Origin of the sequence: Haloarcula sp. R1-2, from assembly GCF_011627385.1 — an archaeon.
In the GTDB taxonomy this organism is placed as follows: Archaea; Halobacteriota; Halobacteria; order Halobacteriales; family Haloarculaceae; genus Haloarcula; species Haloarcula marismortui.
Window position 1 is genome coordinate 253650 of the sequence record NZ_JAANTG010000001.1, and the last position, 21384, is coordinate 275033.

Consider the following 21384-nt stretch of genomic DNA (forward strand, 5'->3'; position numbering starts at 1 on the left):
CCGAAACCGTTTTTTGCCCCGCTCTCCATTGGTACGTAGTTCCAATGTCTGCGAGGAGTGGGTGATATGTCGTTCGAAGAACAACAGGACTTTGCCAGACAGGTCGCCGACCTGAACAAATACGGCCAGGCACTCAACCGCTGCGAGTCCGTCGATGAAGTCGTCTCGCTCACGCTCGAAGCGATGTCGCTGCTGTTCGAGTTCTCGTACTCTACGTTCGTCGAGGTTCGCGACGACGAGCTCCGCGTCGTCCACAGTACGAACCCGAATCTCGTGCAGGGCGAGCCACCGAGTGACTTGGCTCGACGGGCGCAGGAGGCCGGCGAAACGCTGGTCGAACAGGGCGCTGATGCCGCTGTCACGGCCGACTCGGATGTGACGGGTGCGCTGGCTGTCCCGTCCCGGATGGGCGATGAGGTGACTGCGGTGTTGGTCACTCGGTCACAGACCGTCGAGGAGTTCGGAGACGAATACGTCAGACCGATGGAAATTCTTGCCACCCACGCCGCGACGGCCATCTCCAATATCCGCTCTCGTGAACGGCTAGAGCGGGCTCATCGGGATCTGGAACGGCGAAAGGAGATGATTGAGATGTACGACCGGCTGCTCCGCCACGACCTGGGTAACGACCTGCAGGTCATTGCCGGGTTCGCCGATGTCGTCGCTGGACAGGTCGACGGCCAGACCGAGGAGTACGCCGGCAAGATCCAGCGCGCGGCTGAGAGCGCCGCCGACCTCATCCAGCGCGTCGGCGACCTCGTCTCGACGCTGGAAGCTCAGGACAACCCGGAGCCACAGGACCTCGAATCGGTCCTCGGGGACACGGTGCGTGATGTCAGAGACAACTACGGGTCACTGACTGTCGATTTTGCGCAGTCAGACTTCGAGTATCAGGTGTACGGCGGTGACCTGCTCGACTCGGTGTTCACGAACATCATGTCCAACGCGGCGGTCCACAACGAGGGCGATGTCCACATGCGAGTGTATCCGGCGGAAGTCAGCCCCGACGAAGTTACGGTCTGTTTCGCCGACGACGGGGACGGTGTCTCGCCGGACTTGCGCGAGGATATTTTCCAGATGGGTGTGAAGGGCCAGGAGAGTTCGGGGACCGGCTTCGGCCTCGGGTTCGTTCGGGCGCTGACTGAATCCTACGGCGGCAGCGTCAGCGTGGGCGAAAGCGACGCTGGCGGGGCCGAGTTCCGCGTCACGCTCGAACGCATCTAGCTAACTGTTATCGTCAGGCTGTCCTCGGCAAACTGCACGTCGCCATCGTAGCTGTCCGCTATCGACTCAAGCATCTCCTCGTGTCGTCCCTCCGTGTGTGGATACAGGTGGGTGAGATACACGCGCCCGACCTCGGCGTCGGCATCGCGGAGCGTCGCTCCGAGTGTTGTCGGCGTCGGGTGGTTCGACACGTCCACGTCGTCCGGGAACGAGCAGTCGTGAACGAGCACGGCCGACCCGTCGGCGAACTCGATGAGGTCCGTGAACGCCTCGGAGTCAGCACCGAGCGTTATTGCCGGCCCGTCACCGACGGAAAGCCGGTAGGCAAAACACTGCATCGAGTGGCGCGTCTCGCAGGTGTCGCCACTGAACCCAGCCAGTTCGAAGGGGCCGCCATCGAGGTCCCTGAGTGTCAGGTCCAGTCGGTCCTGCATGTAGTCGTGTGTTTCGAGCAGGTCCCGAACCAGATCGCTCGTCCCCGGCGGGCCAGCTATCGTGAGGTCCGTCTCACCGGCCAGCCAGCGGGCCTTCATCAGCACGTCGAGGTCGGAAACGTGGTCCAGATGGTGGTGAGTCAGCAAGACAGTGTCGACGCCTTCGTACCCCGTGTCGGTCTGTGCCAGCGAGTGCAACACGCCGCTACCACAGTCGACGAGCAGCCGGTTCCCGTCGCGCTCCAGCAGATAGCCGGACTGCATTCGAGAGCCGGTGGGCATGGCGCTGCCGGTGCCGAGAAACGTGAGACGCATACCGGACGACAGCGAGCGAACGGACAAAGGGTTGGTGTCTGGGGGAACACGTTGCCAGGGGAACCACCAGGGAGCGTCAGCGGAGTGAGGGCGGTGGCCGTCGGCGGGGACGGGGTCAGGGCGGCCGTGTGGGAAGGTCACCCGTCGACGGCGCAGTTCATGCTTGGGACGGGGATAGCAAAAATTCACCCGTGGCTCAAAAACTGTTTTAACCGAACCGCGTCTGCGGCAAAACCGCGAAACGGAGCGGGAGACACTTGTGCGAGTACGACGAGAAGCGAGTATGAAGAAATCACTCGACGAGCACGCCGAGCGGTTCTCCGACCACGCCGACGCGTACGACGAGGATCAGGATTCGGCGGCGTATCGCGCCTGCGTCGATTTCGTTGTCGACCATGCGGCCCCCGAGAGCGACGACGTGGTACTTGACCTCGGCACGGGCACCGGAGCGATTGCGTTCGCACTCGCGTCCGACGCAGCGGAGATTATCGGCCGCGACATCAGCGACGGGATGCTGGAGAAAGCTCGGGAGAAAGCCGACGGGCGAGGCGTCGAGAACGTTTCCTTCGGCGACGGCCGCTTCCGCGCTCCGAACGTCGACCGGCCGGTGGACATCGTCACATCGAACTTTGCGATGCACCATCTTGGCGACGACGAGAAACGCGAGGCTATCGACACAATCGCTGACTTGGGGCCGCGGCGCATTGTCCTCGGGGACGTGATGCTGTTTGGCGACGACGACCCCGACGCACCGTTTTACAGCCCTGAAGTCGACGACCCGGCGACAGTCGGCGTCCTCGCTGACGCCTTCACCGATGCCGGCTACGCGCTGACGGCCGTCGAGATGGTTACCGAGCAGGCTGGCGTGTTGGTCGCCGAACGCGTTAAATCGGACTGAAGCGACTGAACCGTTAATCGACTTAGCGGTAGTTTCTGTACGCCCAGAACGAGACGTACAGCGTCAGGACCAGCAACCCGCCGAGGAAGAAGGCCACACCGGGCTCGATATGGAAGCCGCCACTGGCCGCGGCGTCGGTCGTCAGTTGCCGCGCCTCCTCGGTCATTACTTCGACCGGGGTGTCGGCCTCCGGAGCCGGAGTGCTTTTCGGGGCCGGCGTGGCTTCTGGGGCCTCCGTCGCCTCAGCCACCTGGAATCCGCCGTCGTCCGCCGCTGTCGGGGTCGGTGTGGTATCGGCCGTCGCGGCTGTCTGGTTCGCCGCGTCCAGACGCTCGACGTCTCCGCCACCCTGCGCACCGTCACCGGCGGTTCCTGCGTCGCCGGCCCCGGAGCTCCCGAACTGGACCGGGAACTGCCCGAGCAGGAGTTGCAGCATGACGCTGGCCGCAGTGAGGATGCCGATAACAGGCAAAACGCGGCGGACGAGCGACCGGAGCGATTGCTTGCGGTCCTGTGTGCCGACAAACAGCACTAGCGGGTCATTCGGGGGCTCGTACACCTTCATCTCCTGGCCTTTCTCTGAGTACTGGACCCCGGCGACAGCGATGAGTTCCTCGTCTTCCAGTTTCTCCAGATGATAGGAGACCTTCTGTATCGACATATCGAGCCGGTCGGCCAGTTCTGAGGGTGTCCCCGGCTCCTCATAGACCGTGTTGAGTATTTCCCTGGCCGTTTCCGAGGAGAGGGCATCGAGTACGGCCGAGACATCTTCGTCGACCCCGACGACCTGTAGCTCCCCGTCCTGTGAGGTGCTCGTGTCGGGACCGCGGGAGGGCAGCAACGACATATATTCCGTTCACTGCCGCCCAGCGTAATGAATCTCGTGGAACCTCACAGACCCATTTGAGTCTAGAGACTCACTCCAGCCGTTCGGTCACCGACGCGACCGCGTCGGACGAAAGCGAGGTTCTGGGCGGTCGCACCGTCGCGTGGTCGATGACGCCGCGGTCGGCGAGCAGCGCCTTCACCGTTGGCGCAAAACCGAACTCGGCACACGCGTCCGAGAGCGGTGAGAGGACATCCCGCTGGACTGTTCTGGCCTGTGCAACATCGCCGCTTGCGACGGCAGTACCCGCCTGCTCCAGTTCGTCAAACAGTAGGTGCGAGAGCGCGCTGATGCCACCGTCGCCGCCCAGCACAATTGACGGGACGAACAGGCCGTCGTGGCCCTGGTAGACGGTGAAATCCGCAGGCGTCTGATTCATGACCGCGGTGACGTACGGGAGGTCGCCCGAGGAGTCCTTCAGTCCCGCGACGGCGTCGGACTGAGCGAGCGCGGCGACCGTCTCGATGGAGAGTTCCTGTCCGACGGCCCCGGGGATGTTGTAGAGGTAGACGGGCAGCGGCGCGTCGGCCAGTACCGCGTCGAAGAACGCCTCGTTGCCCGCTCCGCTCGCCTGGCCGCCGTAGTACGACGGCACGACCAGCGTGCTGTCTGCGCCCTGCTCGGCGGCAAACGCCATCCGCTTGTGGACAGTCGCAACGTCGGTGGCGGCCGTCCCGACGATGACGCGGCAGTCGTCGGGCGCTGTCGTCGCTGCGGTTCGGACGACGGTCCGGTACTCCTGCGGCGACAGCGTCTCGAACTCGCCAGTCGTCCCGCAGGGAACGATGCCGTCGACGCCGGCCGCTACGACGTGCTGGACCAGCGACTCTATGCCAGCGACATCGAGGTTGCCGTCGGCGTCGAACGGTGTCACCAGCGGCGTCAGTACGTCGAAGGAGTCGGCCATGCCACAGGCCAGACGTGGCGGTCGCTTAGTCGTTTTCCCGTCGATATGGCGGAACCCACTTGCCCCGGCAGTCCTACAGGTTGGTAAGAGCCGACAATGGGAGGACGCGAGCGTCTCGCAGCGACGGACCCGGAGTTCGACCCGGAGGCGGTCGACATCGACGACGCCGAGGTGCTTGACCGCCTCGCGCCCGTCGTTCAGGAGTGGTGGGTCGAGCAGTTCGGCGAGTTCGTCCCCGGTAACGGCGGCTTCTTCACGCCGCCACAGAAAGAGGCCATCCCGCTCATCCACGAGCGCGAGAACGCGCTCATCTGTGCGCCGACGGGGAGCGGCAAGACCCTCGCCTCCTTCACTGGCATCATCAACGAACTGTTCGGGAAGGCCCGCGAGGACGAACTGGAGAACTCCGTCTACTGTCTGTACGTCTCGCCGCTGAAGTCGCTGGCCAACGACATCCACCGGAACCTCGGACAGCCGCTCGACGGTATCACGGCCAAACTCGATGAACGCGGCGAGGACGTGGAAATCCGGCACGCCATCCGCCACGGGGACACCAGCGACAGCGAGCGGCAGGCGATGCTCGAAACGACGCCCCACATCCTCAACACGACGCCGGAAACCCTCGCAATTCTGCTGAACTCCCCAAAGTTCAAAAAGAAACTCGAAACCATCGAGTACGTCATCGTCGACGAGATTCACAGCCTCGCCGAGAACAAGCGCGGGACCCACCTCTCGGTGTCGCTGGAGCGCCTAGAGGAGATGGTCGAGGAACCGCCGACGCGAATCGGCTGTTCGGCGACCGTCGAACCGCTCGACACCGTCGCGGAGTTTCTGGTCGGCTGTGAGGATCCCGGCGGCGAGCCCCGCGACTACGAAATCGTCGACACGCGGTTTGCCCGCGACTTCGACATGGAACTGTCCTGTCCGGCCGACGACCTCATCAACACGCCGCGGGACATCATTACCGAGCGGTTCTACACCCAGCTCCACGACCACATCCAATCTCACACCAACACGCTCGTGTTCACGAACACGCGCTCGGGAGCCGAACGCGTCCTGCACAACCTCCGCGAAAAGTTCGGTGATTACGACGAGTCCAACTCCGGCTGTCACCACGGCTCGCTCTCGAAGGAGCGACGCCGCGACATCGAGGAGTCGCTGAAGGAGGGGTCACTCGATGTGGTGACGACCTCGACCAGCCTGGAACTGGGCATCGATATGCCTCATATCGACCTCGTCGTGCAGGTCGGCTCGCCCAAATCCGTGGCCGCGTTGCTCCAGCGCATCGGCCGCGCCGGCCACCAGCTCGGCGAAACTGTCGAGGGCCGGGTCATCGCACTGGACCGCGACGAACTCGTGGAGTGTGCGGTGATGCTCGAAAAGGCCGAACGGGGCTTTGTCGACCGCGTGTTCATCCCCGAGAACGCACAGGACGTGGCCACACAGCAGATATACGGCATGGCCATCAACGATGTCCGCCCCGAGGAGACGTTCAAAAGCGTCCTCCGGCGGGCCTACCCGTATCGGGACTACGACGACGGGGACTGGGAACGGCTGATGCGGTACATGACCGCCGACTACCCGGGGATGGAAGACAAGAACGTCTACGCCAAAATCTGGCGGGACACGAACGATGCGCCCGACGGCGAGCACCACTACGAGGACTACGATGTGGGCCAGCCGCTCATCGGCAAACGCGGCCGGCTCGCGCGGGTCATCTACATGACCAACATCGGGACGATTCCTGACTCGTTTACCTGTGACGTTGTCACCCGGAGCGACGACAGCTGGGTCGGCCAGCTGGACGAATCGTATCTGGACACGTTAGAGAAAGGCGACGTGTTCGTACTGGGTGGGAACAACTTCGAGTACCGCTACCGCCGCGGGTCGAAGGTGTACGTGGACCGGACCGCCGCCCGCCCGACGGTCCCGTCGTGGTTCTCCGAGCGCCTCCCGCTGTCGTACGACCTCGGCCGCGAGATACTCGACTTTCAGGGCCAACTGCTGGACCGACTGGCCGACGGCGGGATGTCCGAAGTCCGGAACTGGCTCCGGACGTTCCCCGTCGACGAGAACAGCGTCCGGGCCATCGCGCGGATGTTCCGCGAGCAGGTGGCCTACGCTGGACCTGATAGCGTCGCGACGACCGACCGGCTCGTCATCGAGGAGACGCTTGACCACGACGAGTACGAACGGCACTACCACGTCCACTCGAACTACGGCCGGCGGTTCAACGACGGCTTCTCGCGCCTGCTGGCGTATCACATCGCTCGGGCGGCCAGCGCGAACGTTCAGGTCGCCGTCGCCGACAACGGCTTCACGCTCTCGATGCCGCTGAACCGAAAAGTCGACATCGCGCGAATCGTCCGCGATTTGGACCCAGAAACAGCCCGCGAGGACCTCCGGGCCAGCCTCGACGGGACAGACCTCCTCCAGCGATACTTCCGCATCAACGCCACGCGGTCCCTGATGATACTCAAACGCTACAAGGGCTACGAGAAATCGGCCAGCGAACAGCAGGTTTCCTCGGAGATGCTGCTCGGGTTCGCCGAGGATCTTGGCGATTTCGCCGTCGTCGAAGAGACCTACCGGGAGATTCTGGAGGATAAGCTCAACGTCGACGGCATTGAGACTATCCTGCGTGCGATGCAGGACGGCGACGTTGACGTGGTCCGGACCCGCGTCGACTCGCCGTCGCCACGCGCCTTCGGCCTCGCAACGCTGATGGCCAGCGACGTGGTCCTCGCTGAGGACGAGTCGGCCGTCCTGCAGGAGTTCCACCAGCGCGTGCTAAACGAGATTGACGACGGAAACGGCGAAGACAGCGCCGTCGCCACTGACGACTGAGTGGCTGGGACTGTTCGACTCGGATTACTTTCCTCCGCTGTACTGCCGACGAGCAAGCAGTAAAGGCCACGGGGCACAAAGGCATGTTCTGCAATGCCACATCACACACACGGGAGTGACGACGCGCACGACCACGAAGAGCCGGAGGCCGGCCACGTCCACGAATCGGTTGACGACGGCGTCGACGCGAGGGACGACTGGGCGCGTCGACGGCGCAAGGGCATCCCGACCGACAAGCAACTGCTCGTCGTCGCGTGTATGGACGAGCGAATCCCCGTCGAGGACGCGCTTGGGCTCTCGCTGGGCGACGCACAGATATACCGAAACGCCGGTGGGAAGGTAACAGACGACGTAATTCGCTCGGCGGCGCTGACAACACAGTATTTCGATACGACGGAAATTATCGTCGTCAACCACACCGACTGTGGAATGATGAGTGCGTCCGACGAGGATATCGTCGCGGGGTTCGAGGCCGCGGTCGACGGTGACCTCGATGATATCGATCTAGACCCGGCACTGCCGGAGCTAGACACCGGTGACGCGTCAATCGCGGAGTGGGTCCGGATGACCGACGACATCGATGCGGCCTGTGCGGCACAGGTCGAATACCTCGAAAACCACGAGCTGATTCCCGATGATGTCACGGTGACAGGCTACGTCTACGAAGTCGAGAGTGGCCACCTCCGCCGGCCCGGCGAGCGCGTCGCTGAACAGGTCAACGAGCGCGTGTAGTCCGATACGGTCATCACCGGGCGGCTTACGACGCAGTCTCGTTTTCCGTCATTCTGTCATTCATTTCGTCGTCACCCATCGACTCGCCGTCCGCTGCCTCCGTCATCGATTCGGTCATTGCGCTGCCGTCCATCGCTGTGCTATTCTCTTGGGCCATCGAGCTGCTCGTTTCGCCGCCCTCCATCGAGTCAGTCATCCCTTCATCGTCTATCGAGTCAGTCATCCCCTCATTGTTCATTGACTCCGCCTCCTCGTCTGCGGATTGTTCGTCGCCGCCGGCACAGCCAGCGAGCGGGAGCGTGACACTTGCAGCGGCGAGCGTTGTCAGAAACGTCCGTCGGCTTCGTGACATACGCTTTGTCCGGCGTCGGGGGCATACAAGGACGTTTTTCGAAGTTTCAGACGATTCTGCCCACTGTTTGACCCATGTGTGGGTTGGAACGCTTCCAATTTCGTTCCGGAGCCAAACCGTTAATCCGCGGCCGGCCCCTCGATTCGGACATGGAGTCGCTTCACCCGCGAGTGAGACTGCTGTGGGTTCTGTCGACAGTTATCCAGGCGTCGGTGCTCGGCGTCATCGCGTATCTTGTCGACCGGTTCGCGGTCTCACTGCCACAGACGGTGGTCGTCGGCGGCTGGGTTGTGCTCGTGCTTCTGGGTGTTGCCCATGCCATCGCTGCCCACCGGATTTGGCGTTTTGACCTACAGGACGACGCGCTCTTTCTCCTCCGCGGTGTCGTGACCCGGACCGACACGTCGGTCCCGTACGTTCGTGTCCAGCACGTCGACACCACGCGCGGCCCAGTAGAGCGAGCTATCGGGCTGGCGAGTGTCGTCGTCTACACTGCTGGGACCCGCGGCGCGGACATCACGATTCCCGGCCTGCGGCCCGAACGAGCCACCGAATTGCGAGAACAACTCCGTGACCTCGCGAACGAGAGCGAGGCCACGGACGCGGTATGAACCGGCTCCACCCGCGAAGTGCGGTTCTGAGCGTCGCCCGAGCGGCGCTACAAGGCGGCTTCTTTGGCTTCTTCGGCGGGTCCGTCGGGACCGGAATGCTTGGACTGCCAGCGTTCGCGGTTCCGCTGCTGGGCCTGCTCGGCGCGCTGACGTTTGGCGGCTACGCGCTGGCACGGTACTTCCGCTTTCGCTACGAACTCGACGGGGACACGCTCACCGTCGAATCTGGCGTCTTCGCCAGACAGTCCCGCCAGATTCCGCTGGGCCGCGTCCAGAATCTCGATGTCGAACAGAACATCCTCAACCGCCTGCTCGGGCTCGCAATCGTCCGCTTTGAGACGGCCGGTGGGAGCGCGACGGAGGCCACGCTGGACGCAGTTGACGAGGCCGAGGTCAAACGCCTCCGGAACTACGTGCGGACTCACGACCGGGACGAAGCCGCCGAGTCGGCGGCAGAAACCGCCGGCGCGGTGTCTGGGACTGCAACATCTGGCCGGTCGGCCCACGCTGACCTCCCCGGCGTGACCGGTCCCACACCTGCACACACCGGCGACGCCCAGACGGCGAACGACTTCGAGGACTCGGCCTCGGCTTCGGACACGGAACCACGCGACCAGCCGGACGGGTCGCTGTTGTTCGCGTTCGACCAGCGCGAGCTCCTGACGTACGCGCTTGTCTCTGTTCGGCCGGCCGCGCCGGTCCTGACGCTCGCGTCGCTCCCGCTTGGGATGGACGTCGTCTGGGCCGTCCTTCGGTTCAACGCGACCCTCGTTGGCGCGTCGCTGAATGGACCCGTCATCCGCTGGCTGGCTAGCTCGCCGGAAGCCACGCGACTCGCCGTCTTCGCCGCGATTTCGCTCGTCCAGTTCCTCCTGCTCGCACTTGTCGTCAGCGTGGCGCTGACAGTCATCGAATACTACGGCTTCCGGCTCACACAGGCCGACGGCGACCTCCGGTACGAGCGGGGGCTGTTGCGCCGGTACAGCGGCAACATCCCGCTGGAGAAGGTCCAGACGGTCACCATCCGCGAGAACGTTCTGATGCGGCGGTTCGGCTACGCGACGCTGGCCGTTGAGACGGCCGGCTACAGCGGTGGGAACCAGCAGTCTACGCAGGGCGTCGCCGTCCCGCTCGCGCCCCGCGAGGAAGTGTACGAACTGGCCCGTGACATCGAACCGTTCGGCGACCTCGACTTCGACCGGTCGCCGAAGCGCGCCCGTCGGCGCTATCTCGCGCGGTTTTCGCTGGCGGCGGCCGGACTCACCGCAGTCGCCTACGCCGTCGACTCGCTGGTGCTTGAGACCGGCTACTGGTGGCTCGCCGCCCTCCTCTTTCTCCCGGTCGTGCCAGCGGCACACTTCCGCTGGCGACACCGCGGGTTCGACCTCGATGACTCGGTACTGGCGACCCGGAGCGGGTTCTGGCGGCGGACGACGCGCATCGTCCCCTACTACCGGCTCCAGACGGTGTTCGTCACGCGGTCGCCGTTCCAGCGCCGCCGTGACCTGGCGACCGTGGGGGCTGACACGGCGAGTTCATCAAGCCTGCTCGGCGGTGTCGCTCGGGTGTACGACATTGACGAGGATATCGCAAAAGAACTCAGAGACACGCTACGAGACCGGCTCACCGCACACGTTGCAGGGCTGCGGACAGGCGACAGAAGCGGCGACGCGAACGCGTAGTCAGCCCCGCGCCCACTCGACCATCCGACCGTACACCTCGTCGGTCGCCAGCGCGTCGCCGTCGCCGACGAGGACGAGCGCCTTCTTCGCCCGCGTGAGTGCGACGTTGATACGCCGGTAATCCTCGAAGATCGGGCTGTCGAGCGTCCCGGTGGCGACGAAGGAGATGACGATGACCTCCTTGCTCGACCCCTGGAACCGGTCGACCGTGTCGACGGTCACGTCCGGCAGGCGCTTGGAAATCTCCGCGACCTGCGCGCGGTACGGCGCGATGACGCCGATGTCGGCGGCCGGAACCCCCGCAGACCGATACGACGCGACGATTTCGGCAATCCGGTCGGCTTCGGTCGGGTTGGTGTTGCCGACCTGACTGCCGCCGGAGTCGACAAACGCCACTCGGTCTCGGAGTGCCTCGGGTAAGCTCGCTGTTCCAACGCCATCGAGGTCATCGAGCCGCTGGGCCGCCACCTCGCCGGTCGCGGGTCGCAACTGCCCGTCGTAGAACTCCCGCGAGGCGAAGGCCTGGATGTGCTGGGCCATCCGGTACTGCCGGTCCAGCATCACGCCCGCGTCGGGATTGTCGTCGATAAGCCGCTCGAACAGCGAGGTCGACAACGTCTCGTCCTCGGACTGGACCACGGGCGGGAGCTGCTGGTGGTCGCCGACCAGCACGAATCGGTCGGCCAGCGTCGTCGCCGCCAGCGTCCCTGGCTCGGTGAGTTGGCCAGCCTCGTCGACGACGGCCACGTCAAACTCCTGCGTCTGAAGCGTGCTTCCGCCACAGGTGGCCGTCGTCGCCGCGACGACCTGCGCGCTCTGGAGCCGACTCGCACACTCGCCGGGGTCGCCGCTGGTCTCCAGGCGGTACTTCTGCATGTCCTCGCGGACGCCGCTCTCCGTGCCGACGCGAACGATATCGGTGTACCCCTGCTCCTCCAGCGCCTCCAGCAGATTGTCGACGGCGCGGTTGGTGAAGGCCGAAAGCAAGACTCGGTCACCGCGAGCAACGAGGGCCCGCACCATCCGCGCCAGCGTGTATGTCTTGCCCGTCCCCGGCGGGCCGTGGACGAGCGCGAAGTCCTCGGCACCGACCGCTAGCTGGACGGCCTCGTTCTGGGCGTCGTTGTTGTCGATGAACGTCTCCGTGACCGGATTGAACTCCGGCTCGCGCCGCCCGAACAGCACGTCCTTCTGCTCGGGCGACTGGAGGAGCACGGCGTCGTGGAGCGCGTTCTGGAGCCGGTCGGTCGTCAGTTCGGAGGGGTACACGTCGAGTCGGCGGAGGTCCAGCGGCTCGTCGGCCGTGACGACGATTTCTTCGCCGAGACGTTCCACGCGGGCCAGTTCGGCGTTGCCGGTCACCGGGTCGCCGTCGCTGGCGAGCACGAGATTACCTTCGCGGATCTTCGAGACGGCCCCCGTCCCGGTTGCCCGGAGTTCCCAGCGGCCGCCGTCGAGTTCCCGGCGACCGGTCGGTTTCAGGCCGATGAGCGCCCGGTCGTTGTCGGCCCGCTCTTCGGGCGTCTGCTCCCAGAGCTTCGCGTACTCCCGGTGGACGGACCGGCGTTCGGCCTCGACGGCCGTGTAGAACCGCTCGAAGTAGTCCAGTTCCTCGTCGGGCACTGCCCGACCGACTGTTCCTGCTTTGGATTCCTGGTCGAGGCGGCCGGAGACGGCCATGCAGGTGTCCTGCTCGAAGCAGTACTCGCATTTCGCGTTGGCCTCGTAGCCCGTCGGCACGCCAGAGTCGTACTCCATCGCCGCAATCGCGTTGCGGGTCCGAACGACGTAATTTAGGAGCCCGCTCCCGATAGAGAACTCCTTTGCCGGCGAGAGGTCGCCGCTCTCCTCGCTTCGGTCGACGGCGGCGTTCTTGGTGTAGAGAAGTGTGCCCGTGTCCGGGGCTGCGTCGACGGCGCTGCCCGCGCCAGCCGCGCGCTCGCCCAGCATCAAGGCGTACGCCGTCGCCTGTATCTTGTCCTGAAACCGCGGCTCTCGCTTGGTGTTTTTGCCGGTCTTGAGTTCGACGGGCATCCCGCGACGGACGGCGTCAGCCCGTCCCTTCATGCCGAACCGCTCGGAGATGAGCGTCATCTCGGAGCGCCACTGGTCGGTCTCCGTCAGTGTCCCCTGCTGGAGCCACCCCTGGATGGCCGACGCGTGGTCGCGCACGTCGCCGGCCACCTCGTCGGCCTCCCGGCCCAGCAGTCCGATGTCCAGTCCAGCGGCGTCGACCTGCTCCTCGATAGCGGTGTCGAGGTCCCGGCCCCGAAGCAGGTCGCCAAAGACCTCGTGGACAACGGTCCCCTTCACCAGCGGGTAAGCGTGCTCCGCGCCGTCGAGTTTCCGGAGGTAGTACATCCGCGGGCACTGCACCCACGCCCGGATGTCAGTCACGTCGACGAGGAAATCCGGCTGGACGACCAGCGTGGCGTCACCGCCGACGGAGTACTGCTGTTCGCCCTGGTACTCGCGTTCGTCAGGGTTGTAAACGGCAATCTCCATGCCCGTCTCGATGACGGCGGCGTTCTCGGTCCACTTTCCCCAGAGCGTGACCGTCGTGGGCTCGCCGGCCCCTCGGTCGGGGCGTATCGTCACCTCACAGAGGTCGCTCTCGCCGTACTGAGTGTTCACCGTCTTTGGCTCCTCGATGTCGACGACGACGCCACGAACGCGGTCCACGCTCATCGCTTGGCCCTCCCCTGTTGCACGGCCAAAGCGACGGGGCGGTCCCTCAAAAGTCGTTCGCGGCGTGGCTCATTCAGCGGTCGCGTCGGCATCCGAGTCACCATCGGCAGCGTACTCCTGCAGCGTTTCCAGCGACACGTCTTCGAGTACGTCCTCGCTCGTCGCGTCGAGGTTCACCGGCGGTGCGCGCCCGGCCTCGTGGGCCTCTATCCAGCGCGGGACACAGACACACCAGCTGTCACCGGGGTCGAGACCCGGAAAATTCAGCTCCGGCCGCGGCGTCACGAGGTCGTTGCCCTGTGCCTTGCTGTACTCCAGAAACTCCGCCGTCATCACGGCACAAATCTCGTGCCGGCCCGGGTCGCGCTGGAGCGGGTAGCAGTACCCGTCGCGAATGAACCCGGTCTCGGGGTCCATCGAGCAGGGAGCCAACTCCCCGCCGAGGACGTTGCGTTCGCTTTCCATACTACGTCTGGCTGTTCCGGAGAGTAAAGCCGTTCGGCTACCCGCTCGCGCTCACTGTCCGTGTCCGATGTCGTCCTCGTCACTCCGGCTCTGCGTGTCACCTGCTGAGTCGGTAGGCTGGTCGCCATCCCTGTCCGGTTGCCTGGCCTTGCTCTTCTCTGCTCCAGCAGCACTCTGTGGCGGCTGCTGCTCGGGCGAATCATCGTCTGGCGAGGTTTTCGACGGAGAGTCAGCAGGCTCGGCCCCGCTCGCCGCTGTCGATTCGGCCCTGTCGTCCGTCTCCGGTGCATTCGGTGAGACTGCGGGCACGTCGACAGCGTCCAGCGCAGCCTGAATTATGTCGGTCTTCTCGGTCCCTTCGATGGTAGCCTCCGTTGTCAGGACCAGTCGGTGACTCATCGTCGCGTTCGCCAGCCGCTTCACGTCGTCGGGTGTGGCATACTGCCGGCCGGCGATGACTGCGCTGGCCCGGACAGCCTCGAAGACCCGCTGCACGCCCCGCGGCGAAACGCCGATCTCTGTCCGGTCGTCTTCGCGTGTCGCCCGCGCCAGGTCGACGATATAGCGACGAACCTTGGTGTCGACGCGGATGTCTTCTGCACACTCCTGAAGGGCACGCACCGTCTCTGGGTCAACTACCGGGTCGACCGACGGCGAGAGTGTTCGCCGGTTGGCCCGCCGGTCGAGCAGCCCCATTTCCCCCTCGACATCGGGATAGGCCATCGACGTCTTCACGCTGAAGCGGTCCCGCTGGGCCTCGGGAAGCTGGAAGGTCCCTTCCTGCTCGATGGGATTCTGGGTCGCGATAACGACGAACGGTGTCGGGAGGGGATGCGTCGTCCCGTCGACACTGACCTGCCGCTCTTCCATTGACTCAAGCAGTGCAGACTGGGTCTTCGGCGGTGCGCGGTTGATTTCGTCTGCGAGCACGACATTCGAGAACACCGGCCCCTGTGCGAACTCGAACTCCCGCTCGTGTTCGTTGTACACGTTCGACCCGGTCACGTCCGCCGGCAGCAGGTCCGGTGTGAACTGTATCCGGGTAAATTCAAGCCCCAGCGCCTCCGCTAGCACCCGCGCCAGAACAGTTTTGCCCGTTCCCGGTACGTCTTCCACCAGAACGTGTCCTCTGGCGATGACGCCAGCCAGTGTCTCGAACAGCACTCGGCGTTCGACAACGACAGCCTCCTCAACTCGCTCCACAATGTTGAGACAGTGTTCTGACGCCGCCGCAACGCTCAAATCCGACGACGACCCGGCCATGCTCCATGCGTTGCACTCGGGGTGTATCAATGTGTACCATTAGTCGGTATCTGTCAGTTCAAAGTGGCTACTGACCCATTCTGGACGGGCTAGCATGAACCAGTCCCTTAGCCACGAAGCGGGGCAAGCAGCAGTAACACACCGATTGCGGCGAGTGCCATTGTCTCAGGCGACCCGATTGCGGAACCGACGGCATGGCGCGCTGCATCGACGATGCCGACGGCGGCGATACCGAGCAGCCCGACGCCGACGGCGAACACGCTGTGATACAGCTCCAGCCGTCGTGTTTCCGGACGATGGCCCAGCTCTGCTGTCAGTCCGAGGCCGAATGTACCAACGTCCCAGGCGACGAGGCCGCTGACGACACCAGCAAACACCAGTAGCGTGGGAAGGTCGGCCTGTGCCGCCCCGATGCTCGCACAGATAAGTCCTGAAGCGGTCAGTGCTGCGGGGCCGGCACGCGCTGGCAACAGGCCAAATGTGAGTGCCCCGTTGACGAGCACGAGCACCAGATACACGAGCAACGGGAGGAGGAGTGCGCCGAAGAACACAGTTATGAACGAGCCGAACCCGAAGATGCCAGTCCGCAGGAGGAACAGGGCTAGCAACACCAGATAGCCAACTGCCGCGATGGCGGCTCCGACAGTCCGCACCGAGGCGGCGTTGAACTCAGTCGTGAACTTTCGGATGACAATCGCACCGCTACCAGCAACCAGCGCGCCGACTGTGACTGCCAGAAGCGGCGCAAGAACGACCCACGACGACAGCACTCGGATACCGAGACTGAACGGTGGGGACGCGACAAGCTGACCAAACGGCGTCAACAGCAGTGCCAACGGCACGACTACAGTGAACGCCGCTGAACCGATTGCGACCAGTTTGAGCGCCCGAGTCCCCCGTTTCAGTCTGGTAGCTATCGCGTCGCGGCGGCTCCGCGCTGTCAACTGCACGAGTGGAAGCTGTGCCACGGCAAAATACAGGCAGCCCGATGCGGCGACACCGAGGACACCGAGACAGACCGTGGCGGCAATCGGCGATGTCCCACCGGCGACAGCGCTCACCAGTTCCCAGCTAAACCACGCGAGCGCGAGGACGACAGTGCCCACGACGAGGCCCGCCACTGTGAACAGATACGAAACGACGCTGCTCACTGTCGCCGCTGACACTGTCTCTCTGTCGAGCACGTTGGTCCAGGCAGCCGCGACGCCAACCATTGCGACGGCGACACCGAGCGCGAGAAGCGGGGCGACTGCCACCTGCCCGACCGAGGCAATGAGGCCAGTCGCTGCCGGCAGGAAACAGAGGTGGCCAATGACCGTCGGTCCCAGCCCGTCTCGGTCCAGCAGGGTCAGCCCCGCCACGGCAATGCCGGCGAGGAGTGCGATACCGCTGAACAGTTTCGGGTCGCCAGAGAGAACGCCTGTCGTCAGGGCGAACGCGGCGATGATGAGCGCGGCGATAGTCAGACTGGTCGCCCGCGGCCGCCCCTCCTCGCCGACGGCCGATGGTGTGTCGAGTCGCGGCCCGCCAATCATTTACGCTCCGCCTCCTAGCTGGGCGCTGCCACTCGGCTGGCGCGCTGCGACGGCGAAGGCGTAATCGAGGATGAGCGGCAGCGGTGTCCCACGTCGCCAGTCTATCGTCCGGGCCCCGGACGCCTGACACCGCGCCAGACGGGTCCGACGGCGGACGTGCTCGTACTGTCCACTGACGGTGCTCGCCGCGGTTACGTCCGTCGAGAGCACGGTTCGCTGGCAATCGAACGCCGCCCAGGACTCCATCGCGGCGACCGGCGCGTCGTCGAGCAGCGGCGATACGAGCACCAGCTGGCAGCGGGGTCCGGCCATCTCCATCACCTTCCGGAACTGTCGCTGTGTGTCGGCCTCGTCTGCTGGCCCACCAGCCGGGTCGCTCTCGGCAGCATCGGCAGCGGCCCGTAGCTGTTCGACAGCTAGCGACCGCTGATTGGGTCCGTCGCCTGGCTGGAGCCACGTCAGTCCCGCTGGCCCGTCGCCGTCGATGCCGACGATTGCCAGCCCGACCTCGTGGCCGGCATCCAGCAGCGATGTCAGTGCCTGCGTGGTCGCGTACGCGCCGAGTTCGACCGCTGTCGGGCGACCGGGGCCGGCGGTCACCCGCGCTGGTGAACGGGCATCGACGACGAACACGACCGTCGTCGACACCCACTGCTCGTAGTTGACCGTCGACAGCTCGCCGCGCTTCGCGTAGCCGCGCCAGTCGATACGGCCGGCCGGGTCACCGTGCTGATACTCCCGCGTCGAATGAAACGTGAAGCCATCGCCGGGGGCGTCGGTCGTGAGTTGGCCCACGCGGTCGGTCCCCCGGTCGGACAGCGGCGGCGCTTTCGCGTCCAACTGACACACCAGCCTGTCATCGCCCTCGGGGTGTCGTGTCGCCGTCGCGACTTCGCCGGCACCCGTCCCCCGGACGCGGAGCCGTGGCTCGTCGAAGTCGTGTTCGCCCCGGCGGGCGATGAGCGTGTACTCTATTGTGACTGATTCGCCGGCAGCAAGCGTCTCGCCACCGCGTGGCGACCCATCCAGCACTGCGAGGTCAGTCGGAACGCCGTCGACGACCCGGACGTCCGACAGCGTCTGCTGGCCGCTGTTTGTCACCGTCAACTGGACTGTCACCGGGTGCCCCGGGGGCGCTGGCGTCGGGTCGACCGCCCGCGACACGACGAGTGCTGCCGGGACAGCAGCGGTCGACAGAACTCCGTAGGCCAGATACGAGAGCGGGAGCGTCGCGGCCAGCAGCAGTGTCCCGTTTCCCTCCCAGATGCCCGCTCCGGCGAGTGCCAGCGCGGCAACGATTGCGCCGCGCCACCGCGTGGCCCGTCGCCCCATCAGTCTCTCCCCTCCGTTACATCGCCCCAGTCGGCCCCGTTGGTGGCTGTGGCATCCGTTCCGTCATCGTTGACCAGCGTCGTCCCGTCAGTTTCCGATTCACTGCTGGTCTCGCCGTCCGCGGCAGTTCCGTCCCTGTCGACGCGGGCATCTTCAGACGTGCTGTTTTCGCTGGCCTCGATGTCTTCTCGCTTGGGAATCGACCCGTCGATGGCCCGCTGGAGGCTCCCGTCAGCGGCCCGCTGCAGGTCGGCGACTGCTGGGGCGACGACTGGCACCGGACGCGGCGCTCGCTGGCCGACAACCGTCGGCAACGCGTCGTCGGCCGCGACACTGACTGCCGCCATTGCCCGCGCGCACCGCTTTCGGACGGCCTTTTCTGGAAACAGCCAGGCCCGGAGGCGAGCGCGAAACGGCCGGTCCGGCGGCGCGACGGATTCGTCCAGTACCGCGGCGGCAACCGGGTCGTCCGTCCAGCTCCCCGCGGCTAGCTGTGCTCTTACCGTGTCGGGGTCGTGACCACCCTGAACCAGTGCCTCCGTGAGCGTCGCCCGAAGTGGTTCCCGAACGGGGCCGACGCTCCCGTCGACTGACCCGGCGTCGCGGGCCTGCGCAACCGCCGCCTCCACGCGTTCTGCGAGGTCGGTTCCGGAGACAGCGTCATCTGTCGGCGTCGTCTCCAGATATTCTCTGGTGAACCCGTCGTCAGCAGCCCACGGTGACGGTGATATCGCGGGGTCGTCGGGCGTCCGCAAAAGCTTCCAGAAGGCTACGAGCACGCAGACGAGGAGGACGAGGACACCCGCCGCACCCGGTCCGGACGCCGCCGGTTCTGGCGTCCCTATCAGCCCGATAACCGCGCCGGCAGCCACAAGTAGCAGGCCACACAGCACGGCGATTCCCAGCCCGACGTGACGACGATTCATTCTGTGTCCTCCTGCTCGTCGCTCGCGCTCACCAGCGCATCGTACGCGTTACGGGCCTGTTCACGGCGACTGTCACTCGACTGGCCGCCGTATTCGACGTCTCGGAACGCCTCTGTCAGTGCTTCGACGGGTGCCCTCGGGAGGCCGCTGTCGATTGCGGCCCGGGACACCTCGCCGGGCGTCCGCGTCCGCCAGTGTCCGGGGACGACGTGCCTGGCGAACGCACGCCAGATGTCCCGGAGCGACGGAAGAGCAGACTCGTCGCCGTCCGACGAGTCAGTAACCGACTCGCTCGGTCCGGAGCTAGATGCCGCAGTTGGGCGGTCCGTATCGTCGGTCCGGCGAGAGGTGTAGACACTGACCGCACCCAGCCCCACTCCAGCCACGGCGGCACCGGTCGTGCCCCAGCGAACATAGCTCAGTATCACGACGACACACGAGAATCCGAGCGTTACAATCCTGCGCGGCGTGGTTTCAGCCCTGGCTACAGTGATGGCTCGATACCCGGCCGACCGGAGCCTCTGTTGGAAGCGACGGGACAGTCCTGTCACCGTTAGCGGCAGCGACGCGAGCCATGCGGCCAGACGGATAGCCAGTCGTCGGCCAATGCTCAGCATGGCTTCGATACGGCCAACGAGCCAGAGTGCTGTTCGCCGACTCAACTGAATGAGGCGGGCGACGTGGCCAGCAAGTATTTGACTGCCGTTCCTGACTGTATGTGCGACCGCCTGCCCGCGCGAAAGCATATCGGCCCGATAGTGGTACAGCGCGGCGACGCCCACGACTGTGAGCGCGATGACCAGTCCATCGCGTTCCCAGAGCACGCCGATGAAAAACAGCGAATCGAAGAGCGCCCAGAGAATACCGATGCCGCGTGCGACCCTAGGGGTGTACAGCAGTGCGGCGATAGCGATAGTCACCACAGTTGTCACCAGCAGCACTGAACTCACTACGACGGTCCCGATGTACGCGTCCCAGAGCGTTGTTCTCGCTGTCTGTCTGTCTGTTGCCGCTGTAACGGTAAGCGAGGGATTTGCCGGGAGTGAGACAGCAACGGTGCCGTCAGCGCCAGTCGTCCCCCGGCGCTGGTCGCCGAGCGTCACAGTCGCGTTCGTGACTGCCTCTCCGTTTCTCGTGGCGTTGACTGCGGCGCTATCACCCGGGACTGGGAGGGTCTTCGCTGGCATGACGCGAACGTGTAAGTTCAGCACATCGACGCGTGCGGTACCCTCGAACTCGCCGCGGGACACGGTTACCGCAGTAGTATCGGTATCTGGGACTGTTAGTTGAGACTGGCCGGTGGTGTCAGTTCGGCCGACGATATCGCCGTCGTGGCTCACAGTCGCGTTTCGTACCGGGACGCCGTCGACCGTTGCGACGAGCGGGACAGTCGTCCCGGGATACGGTTCGCCAAGCAGTGTCACGTTGACGCTCCCGGCGACACGGTACTGACCGGTGTCGTTGTCGGCCGCTGTCTGCTGGCGTGTGGCTGTCGAATCACCCGCGCCAGATGGCCACATATCGCCTTTCGCGAGGCGGTCAGCCGTTTCAGCGCCTGCTTCCTCGTCCGGTCGACGGTAGAACTGACATGGCTCTGGGCCCGGCGATTCGACCGTTACGTTCAGTTCGCGCTGGTAGGGCACCTGTCCGGTCACCTGCCCGCTCTGGTCAGTCCGACCGACATACCGGTCATTGAACCAGACACGGGTCGCGCCCGCTGGTTCCAGATCCTGATACACCAGGACTGTGAGGGGATGCCCGGCTTTTGGCGTCGATTCAATGAGGACACCACAGCCGTCTTCAGTGGGCGGGGCAGTCTCGCCGGGAATCGGAATCGGCTCTGTGTCGCCTGTGACGTTGCTGCTCCCGCCACCGTCGCGACGCTGTTCTCGTGTGTCGGCTGGCGTCTGCGTCAGTGGTTCAGACCCGGGGCTCCCGTCACTGCCCCCACTGCTGTCGACCCCGCTCTCGGTGACCGGTGGTGGGGCCAGAAACGCAGCGACGATTAGCCCAACGAGGCAAAGACTTACCAGTAGTAGCTGCCGCCAGTCAACGCCGCCGTGGTCAGTATCGGATGCTGTACCCACTTGTCGCCCCTCGTAACGTACGCCCGTACTGCGACACCCCGAGCTGTTATCATGGAAACTAACGTGAAAGATAATCAATCCCCGGTATGGTTCTCGACAGTGGCCACAGTCGTCAGGGCAGCCAAGCCAGTATATCCGACATTTCTTCGCCCCTGGCAGCAGTCGGGACCGATGGGTTCATTCTGACCCAGTCCGAACAG

The 21384-nt window shown here is 64.9% G+C and carries 17 protein-coding genes; 6 read left to right on the plus strand and 11 right to left on the minus strand.

Going from position 1 to position 21384, the window contains the following annotated elements:
- Positions 1-66 precede the first annotated feature (66 nt).
- Positions 67-1224, plus strand: a complete 1158-nt coding sequence (locus tag G9C82_RS01185) for an ATP-binding protein (protein WP_121303117.1) — start codon at positions 67-69, stop codon at positions 1222-1224.
- On the opposite strand, the gene G9C82_RS01190 is transcribed toward G9C82_RS01185, so the two are convergent.
- Positions 1221-1973 carry an MBL fold metallo-hydrolase gene (locus tag G9C82_RS01190; protein WP_121303116.1) on the minus strand — a complete coding sequence of 251 codons (753 nt, stop codon included), beginning with the start codon at positions 1971-1973 and terminating at the stop codon, positions 1221-1223. The genes G9C82_RS01185 and G9C82_RS01190 overlap by 4 nt on opposite strands.
- 283 nt (positions 1974-2256) lie before the next feature.
- On the opposite strand from G9C82_RS01190, the gene G9C82_RS01195 reads away from it, so the two are divergent.
- Complete coding sequence (locus tag G9C82_RS01195; protein ID WP_007190328.1) at positions 2257-2871, plus strand: class I SAM-dependent methyltransferase; 615 nt, start codon at positions 2257-2259, stop codon at positions 2869-2871.
- Positions 2872-2893: 22 nt separating this feature from the next.
- On the opposite strand, the gene G9C82_RS01200 is transcribed toward G9C82_RS01195, so the two are convergent.
- Together G9C82_RS01200 and G9C82_RS01205 are read right to left on the minus strand one after the other, a co-directional pair.
- The gene (locus G9C82_RS01200) at positions 2894-3718 is read right to left on the minus strand and encodes a winged helix-turn-helix domain-containing protein (protein WP_127013157.1); all 825 of its coding nucleotides are present in this window, start codon (positions 3716-3718) and stop codon (positions 2894-2896) included.
- Between the two features lie 70 nt (positions 3719-3788).
- The gene (locus tag G9C82_RS01205) at positions 3789-4664 is read right to left on the minus strand and encodes a dihydrodipicolinate synthase family protein (protein WP_007190330.1); all 876 of its coding nucleotides are present in this window, start codon (positions 4662-4664) and stop codon (positions 3789-3791) included.
- Positions 4665-4760: 96 nt separating this feature from the next.
- On the opposite strand from G9C82_RS01205, the gene G9C82_RS01210 reads away from it, so the two are divergent.
- Positions 4761-7511: an ATP-dependent helicase gene (locus G9C82_RS01210; RefSeq protein ID WP_127013158.1), complete on the plus strand. Its 2751-nt coding sequence runs from the start codon at positions 4761-4763 to the stop codon at positions 7509-7511.
- 93 nt (positions 7512-7604) lie between these two features.
- On the plus strand, positions 7605-8243 hold the full coding sequence (locus G9C82_RS01215; RefSeq protein ID WP_127013159.1) for a carbonic anhydrase: 639 nt from the start codon (positions 7605-7607) through the stop codon (positions 8241-8243).
- A 25-nt stretch (positions 8244-8268) separates the two neighbouring features.
- Here G9C82_RS01215 and G9C82_RS01220 read toward each other — a convergent pair whose 3' ends face one another.
- Positions 8269-8595, minus strand: a complete 327-nt coding sequence (locus G9C82_RS01220; protein ID WP_127013160.1) for a hypothetical protein — start codon at positions 8593-8595, stop codon at positions 8269-8271.
- A 149-nt stretch (positions 8596-8744) separates the two neighbouring features.
- Between G9C82_RS01220 and G9C82_RS01225 the strand changes: the two genes are divergently transcribed.
- Positions 8745-9206 (plus strand): PH domain-containing protein, encoded by a 462-nt coding sequence (locus G9C82_RS01225; RefSeq protein WP_004961231.1) that lies wholly within the window; start codon positions 8745-8747, stop codon positions 9204-9206.
- Entirely contained in the window at positions 9203-10888 is a 1686-nt protein-coding gene (locus G9C82_RS01230) for a PH domain-containing protein (RefSeq protein WP_127013161.1), read from the plus strand. Before G9C82_RS01225 ends, G9C82_RS01230 begins: the two co-directional genes overlap by 4 nt.
- Here the strand turns inward: G9C82_RS01230 and G9C82_RS01235 are convergent, their stop codons facing one another.
- From G9C82_RS01235 to G9C82_RS01265, 7 genes are all read right to left on the minus strand, one after another.
- Entirely contained in the window at positions 10889-13576 is a 2688-nt protein-coding gene (locus G9C82_RS01235; protein ID WP_127013162.1) for an AAA domain-containing protein, read from the minus strand.
- A 69-nt stretch (positions 13577-13645) separates the two neighbouring features.
- Positions 13646-14041, minus strand: a complete 396-nt coding sequence (locus G9C82_RS01240; protein WP_127013163.1) for a DUF2237 family protein — start codon at positions 14039-14041, stop codon at positions 13646-13648.
- A gap of 51 nt (positions 14042-14092) precedes the next feature.
- Positions 14093-15304, minus strand: coding sequence for a MoxR family ATPase (locus G9C82_RS01245; protein ID WP_127013164.1), 1212 nt, complete (start codon positions 15302-15304; stop codon positions 14093-14095).
- Positions 15305-15411: 107 nt separating this feature from the next.
- Positions 15412-16839 carry a glycosyl transferase gene (locus G9C82_RS01250; protein ID WP_127013165.1) on the minus strand — a complete coding sequence of 476 codons (1428 nt, stop codon included), beginning with the start codon at positions 16837-16839 and terminating at the stop codon, positions 15412-15414.
- A complete protein-coding gene (locus G9C82_RS01255) occupies positions 16840-18171 on the minus strand; it encodes a DUF58 domain-containing protein (RefSeq protein ID WP_127013166.1) in 1332 nt (443 codons plus the stop codon).
- A complete protein-coding gene (locus G9C82_RS01260) occupies positions 18171-19097 on the minus strand; it encodes a hypothetical protein (RefSeq protein ID WP_127013167.1) in 927 nt (308 codons plus the stop codon). The genes G9C82_RS01255 and G9C82_RS01260 overlap by 1 nt, the downstream gene beginning before the upstream one ends.
- Positions 19094-21184: a DUF4129 domain-containing protein gene (locus G9C82_RS01265; RefSeq protein ID WP_127013168.1), complete on the minus strand. Its 2091-nt coding sequence runs from the start codon at positions 21182-21184 to the stop codon at positions 19094-19096. Before G9C82_RS01265 ends, G9C82_RS01260 begins: the two co-directional genes overlap by 4 nt.
- Positions 21185-21384 lie beyond the last annotated feature (200 nt).

Bases quoted from the DNA above. Each gene is read 5' to 3' on its own strand.
- G9C82_RS01240 (WP_127013163.1), bottom strand. From the start codon at position 14,041: ATGGAAAGCGAACGCAACGTCCTCGGCGGGGAGTTGGCTCCCTGCTCG.
- G9C82_RS01220 (WP_127013160.1), bottom strand. From the start codon at position 8,595: ATGTCACGAAGCCGACGGACGTTTCTGACAACGCTCGCCGCTGCAAGT.
- G9C82_RS01185 (WP_121303117.1), top strand. From the start codon at position 67: ATGTCGTTCGAAGAACAACAGGACTTTGCCAGACAGGTCGCCGACCTG.
- G9C82_RS01200 (WP_127013157.1), bottom strand. From the start codon at position 3,718: ATGTCGTTGCTGCCCTCCCGCGGTCCCGACACGAGCACCTCACAGGAC.
- G9C82_RS01260 (WP_127013167.1), bottom strand. From the start codon at position 19,097: ATGAATCGTCGTCACGTCGGGCTGGGAATCGCCGTGCTGTGTGGCCTG.
- G9C82_RS01245 (WP_127013164.1), bottom strand. From the start codon at position 15,304: ATGGCCGGGTCGTCGTCGGATTTGAGCGTTGCGGCGGCGTCAGAACAC.
- G9C82_RS01225 (WP_004961231.1), top strand. From the start codon at position 8,745: ATGGAGTCGCTTCACCCGCGAGTGAGACTGCTGTGGGTTCTGTCGACA.
- G9C82_RS01195 (WP_007190328.1), top strand. From the start codon at position 2,257: ATGAAGAAATCACTCGACGAGCACGCCGAGCGGTTCTCCGACCACGCC.
- G9C82_RS01255 (WP_127013166.1), bottom strand. From the start codon at position 18,171: ATGGGGCGACGGGCCACGCGGTGGCGCGGCGCAATCGTTGCCGCGCTG.
- G9C82_RS01235 (WP_127013162.1), bottom strand. From the start codon at position 13,576: ATGAGCGTGGACCGCGTTCGTGGCGTCGTCGTCGACATCGAGGAGCCA.
- G9C82_RS01210 (WP_127013158.1), top strand. From the start codon at position 4,761: ATGGGAGGACGCGAGCGTCTCGCAGCGACGGACCCGGAGTTCGACCCG.
- G9C82_RS01190 (WP_121303116.1), bottom strand. From the start codon at position 1,973: ATGCGTCTCACGTTTCTCGGCACCGGCAGCGCCATGCCCACCGGCTCT.
- G9C82_RS01230 (WP_127013161.1), top strand. From the start codon at position 9,203: ATGAACCGGCTCCACCCGCGAAGTGCGGTTCTGAGCGTCGCCCGAGCG.
- G9C82_RS01215 (WP_127013159.1), top strand. From the start codon at position 7,605: ATGCCACATCACACACACGGGAGTGACGACGCGCACGACCACGAAGAG.
- G9C82_RS01205 (WP_007190330.1), bottom strand. From the start codon at position 4,664: ATGGCCGACTCCTTCGACGTACTGACGCCGCTGGTGACACCGTTCGAC.
- G9C82_RS01250 (WP_127013165.1), bottom strand. From the start codon at position 16,839: ATGATTGGCGGGCCGCGACTCGACACACCATCGGCCGTCGGCGAGGAG.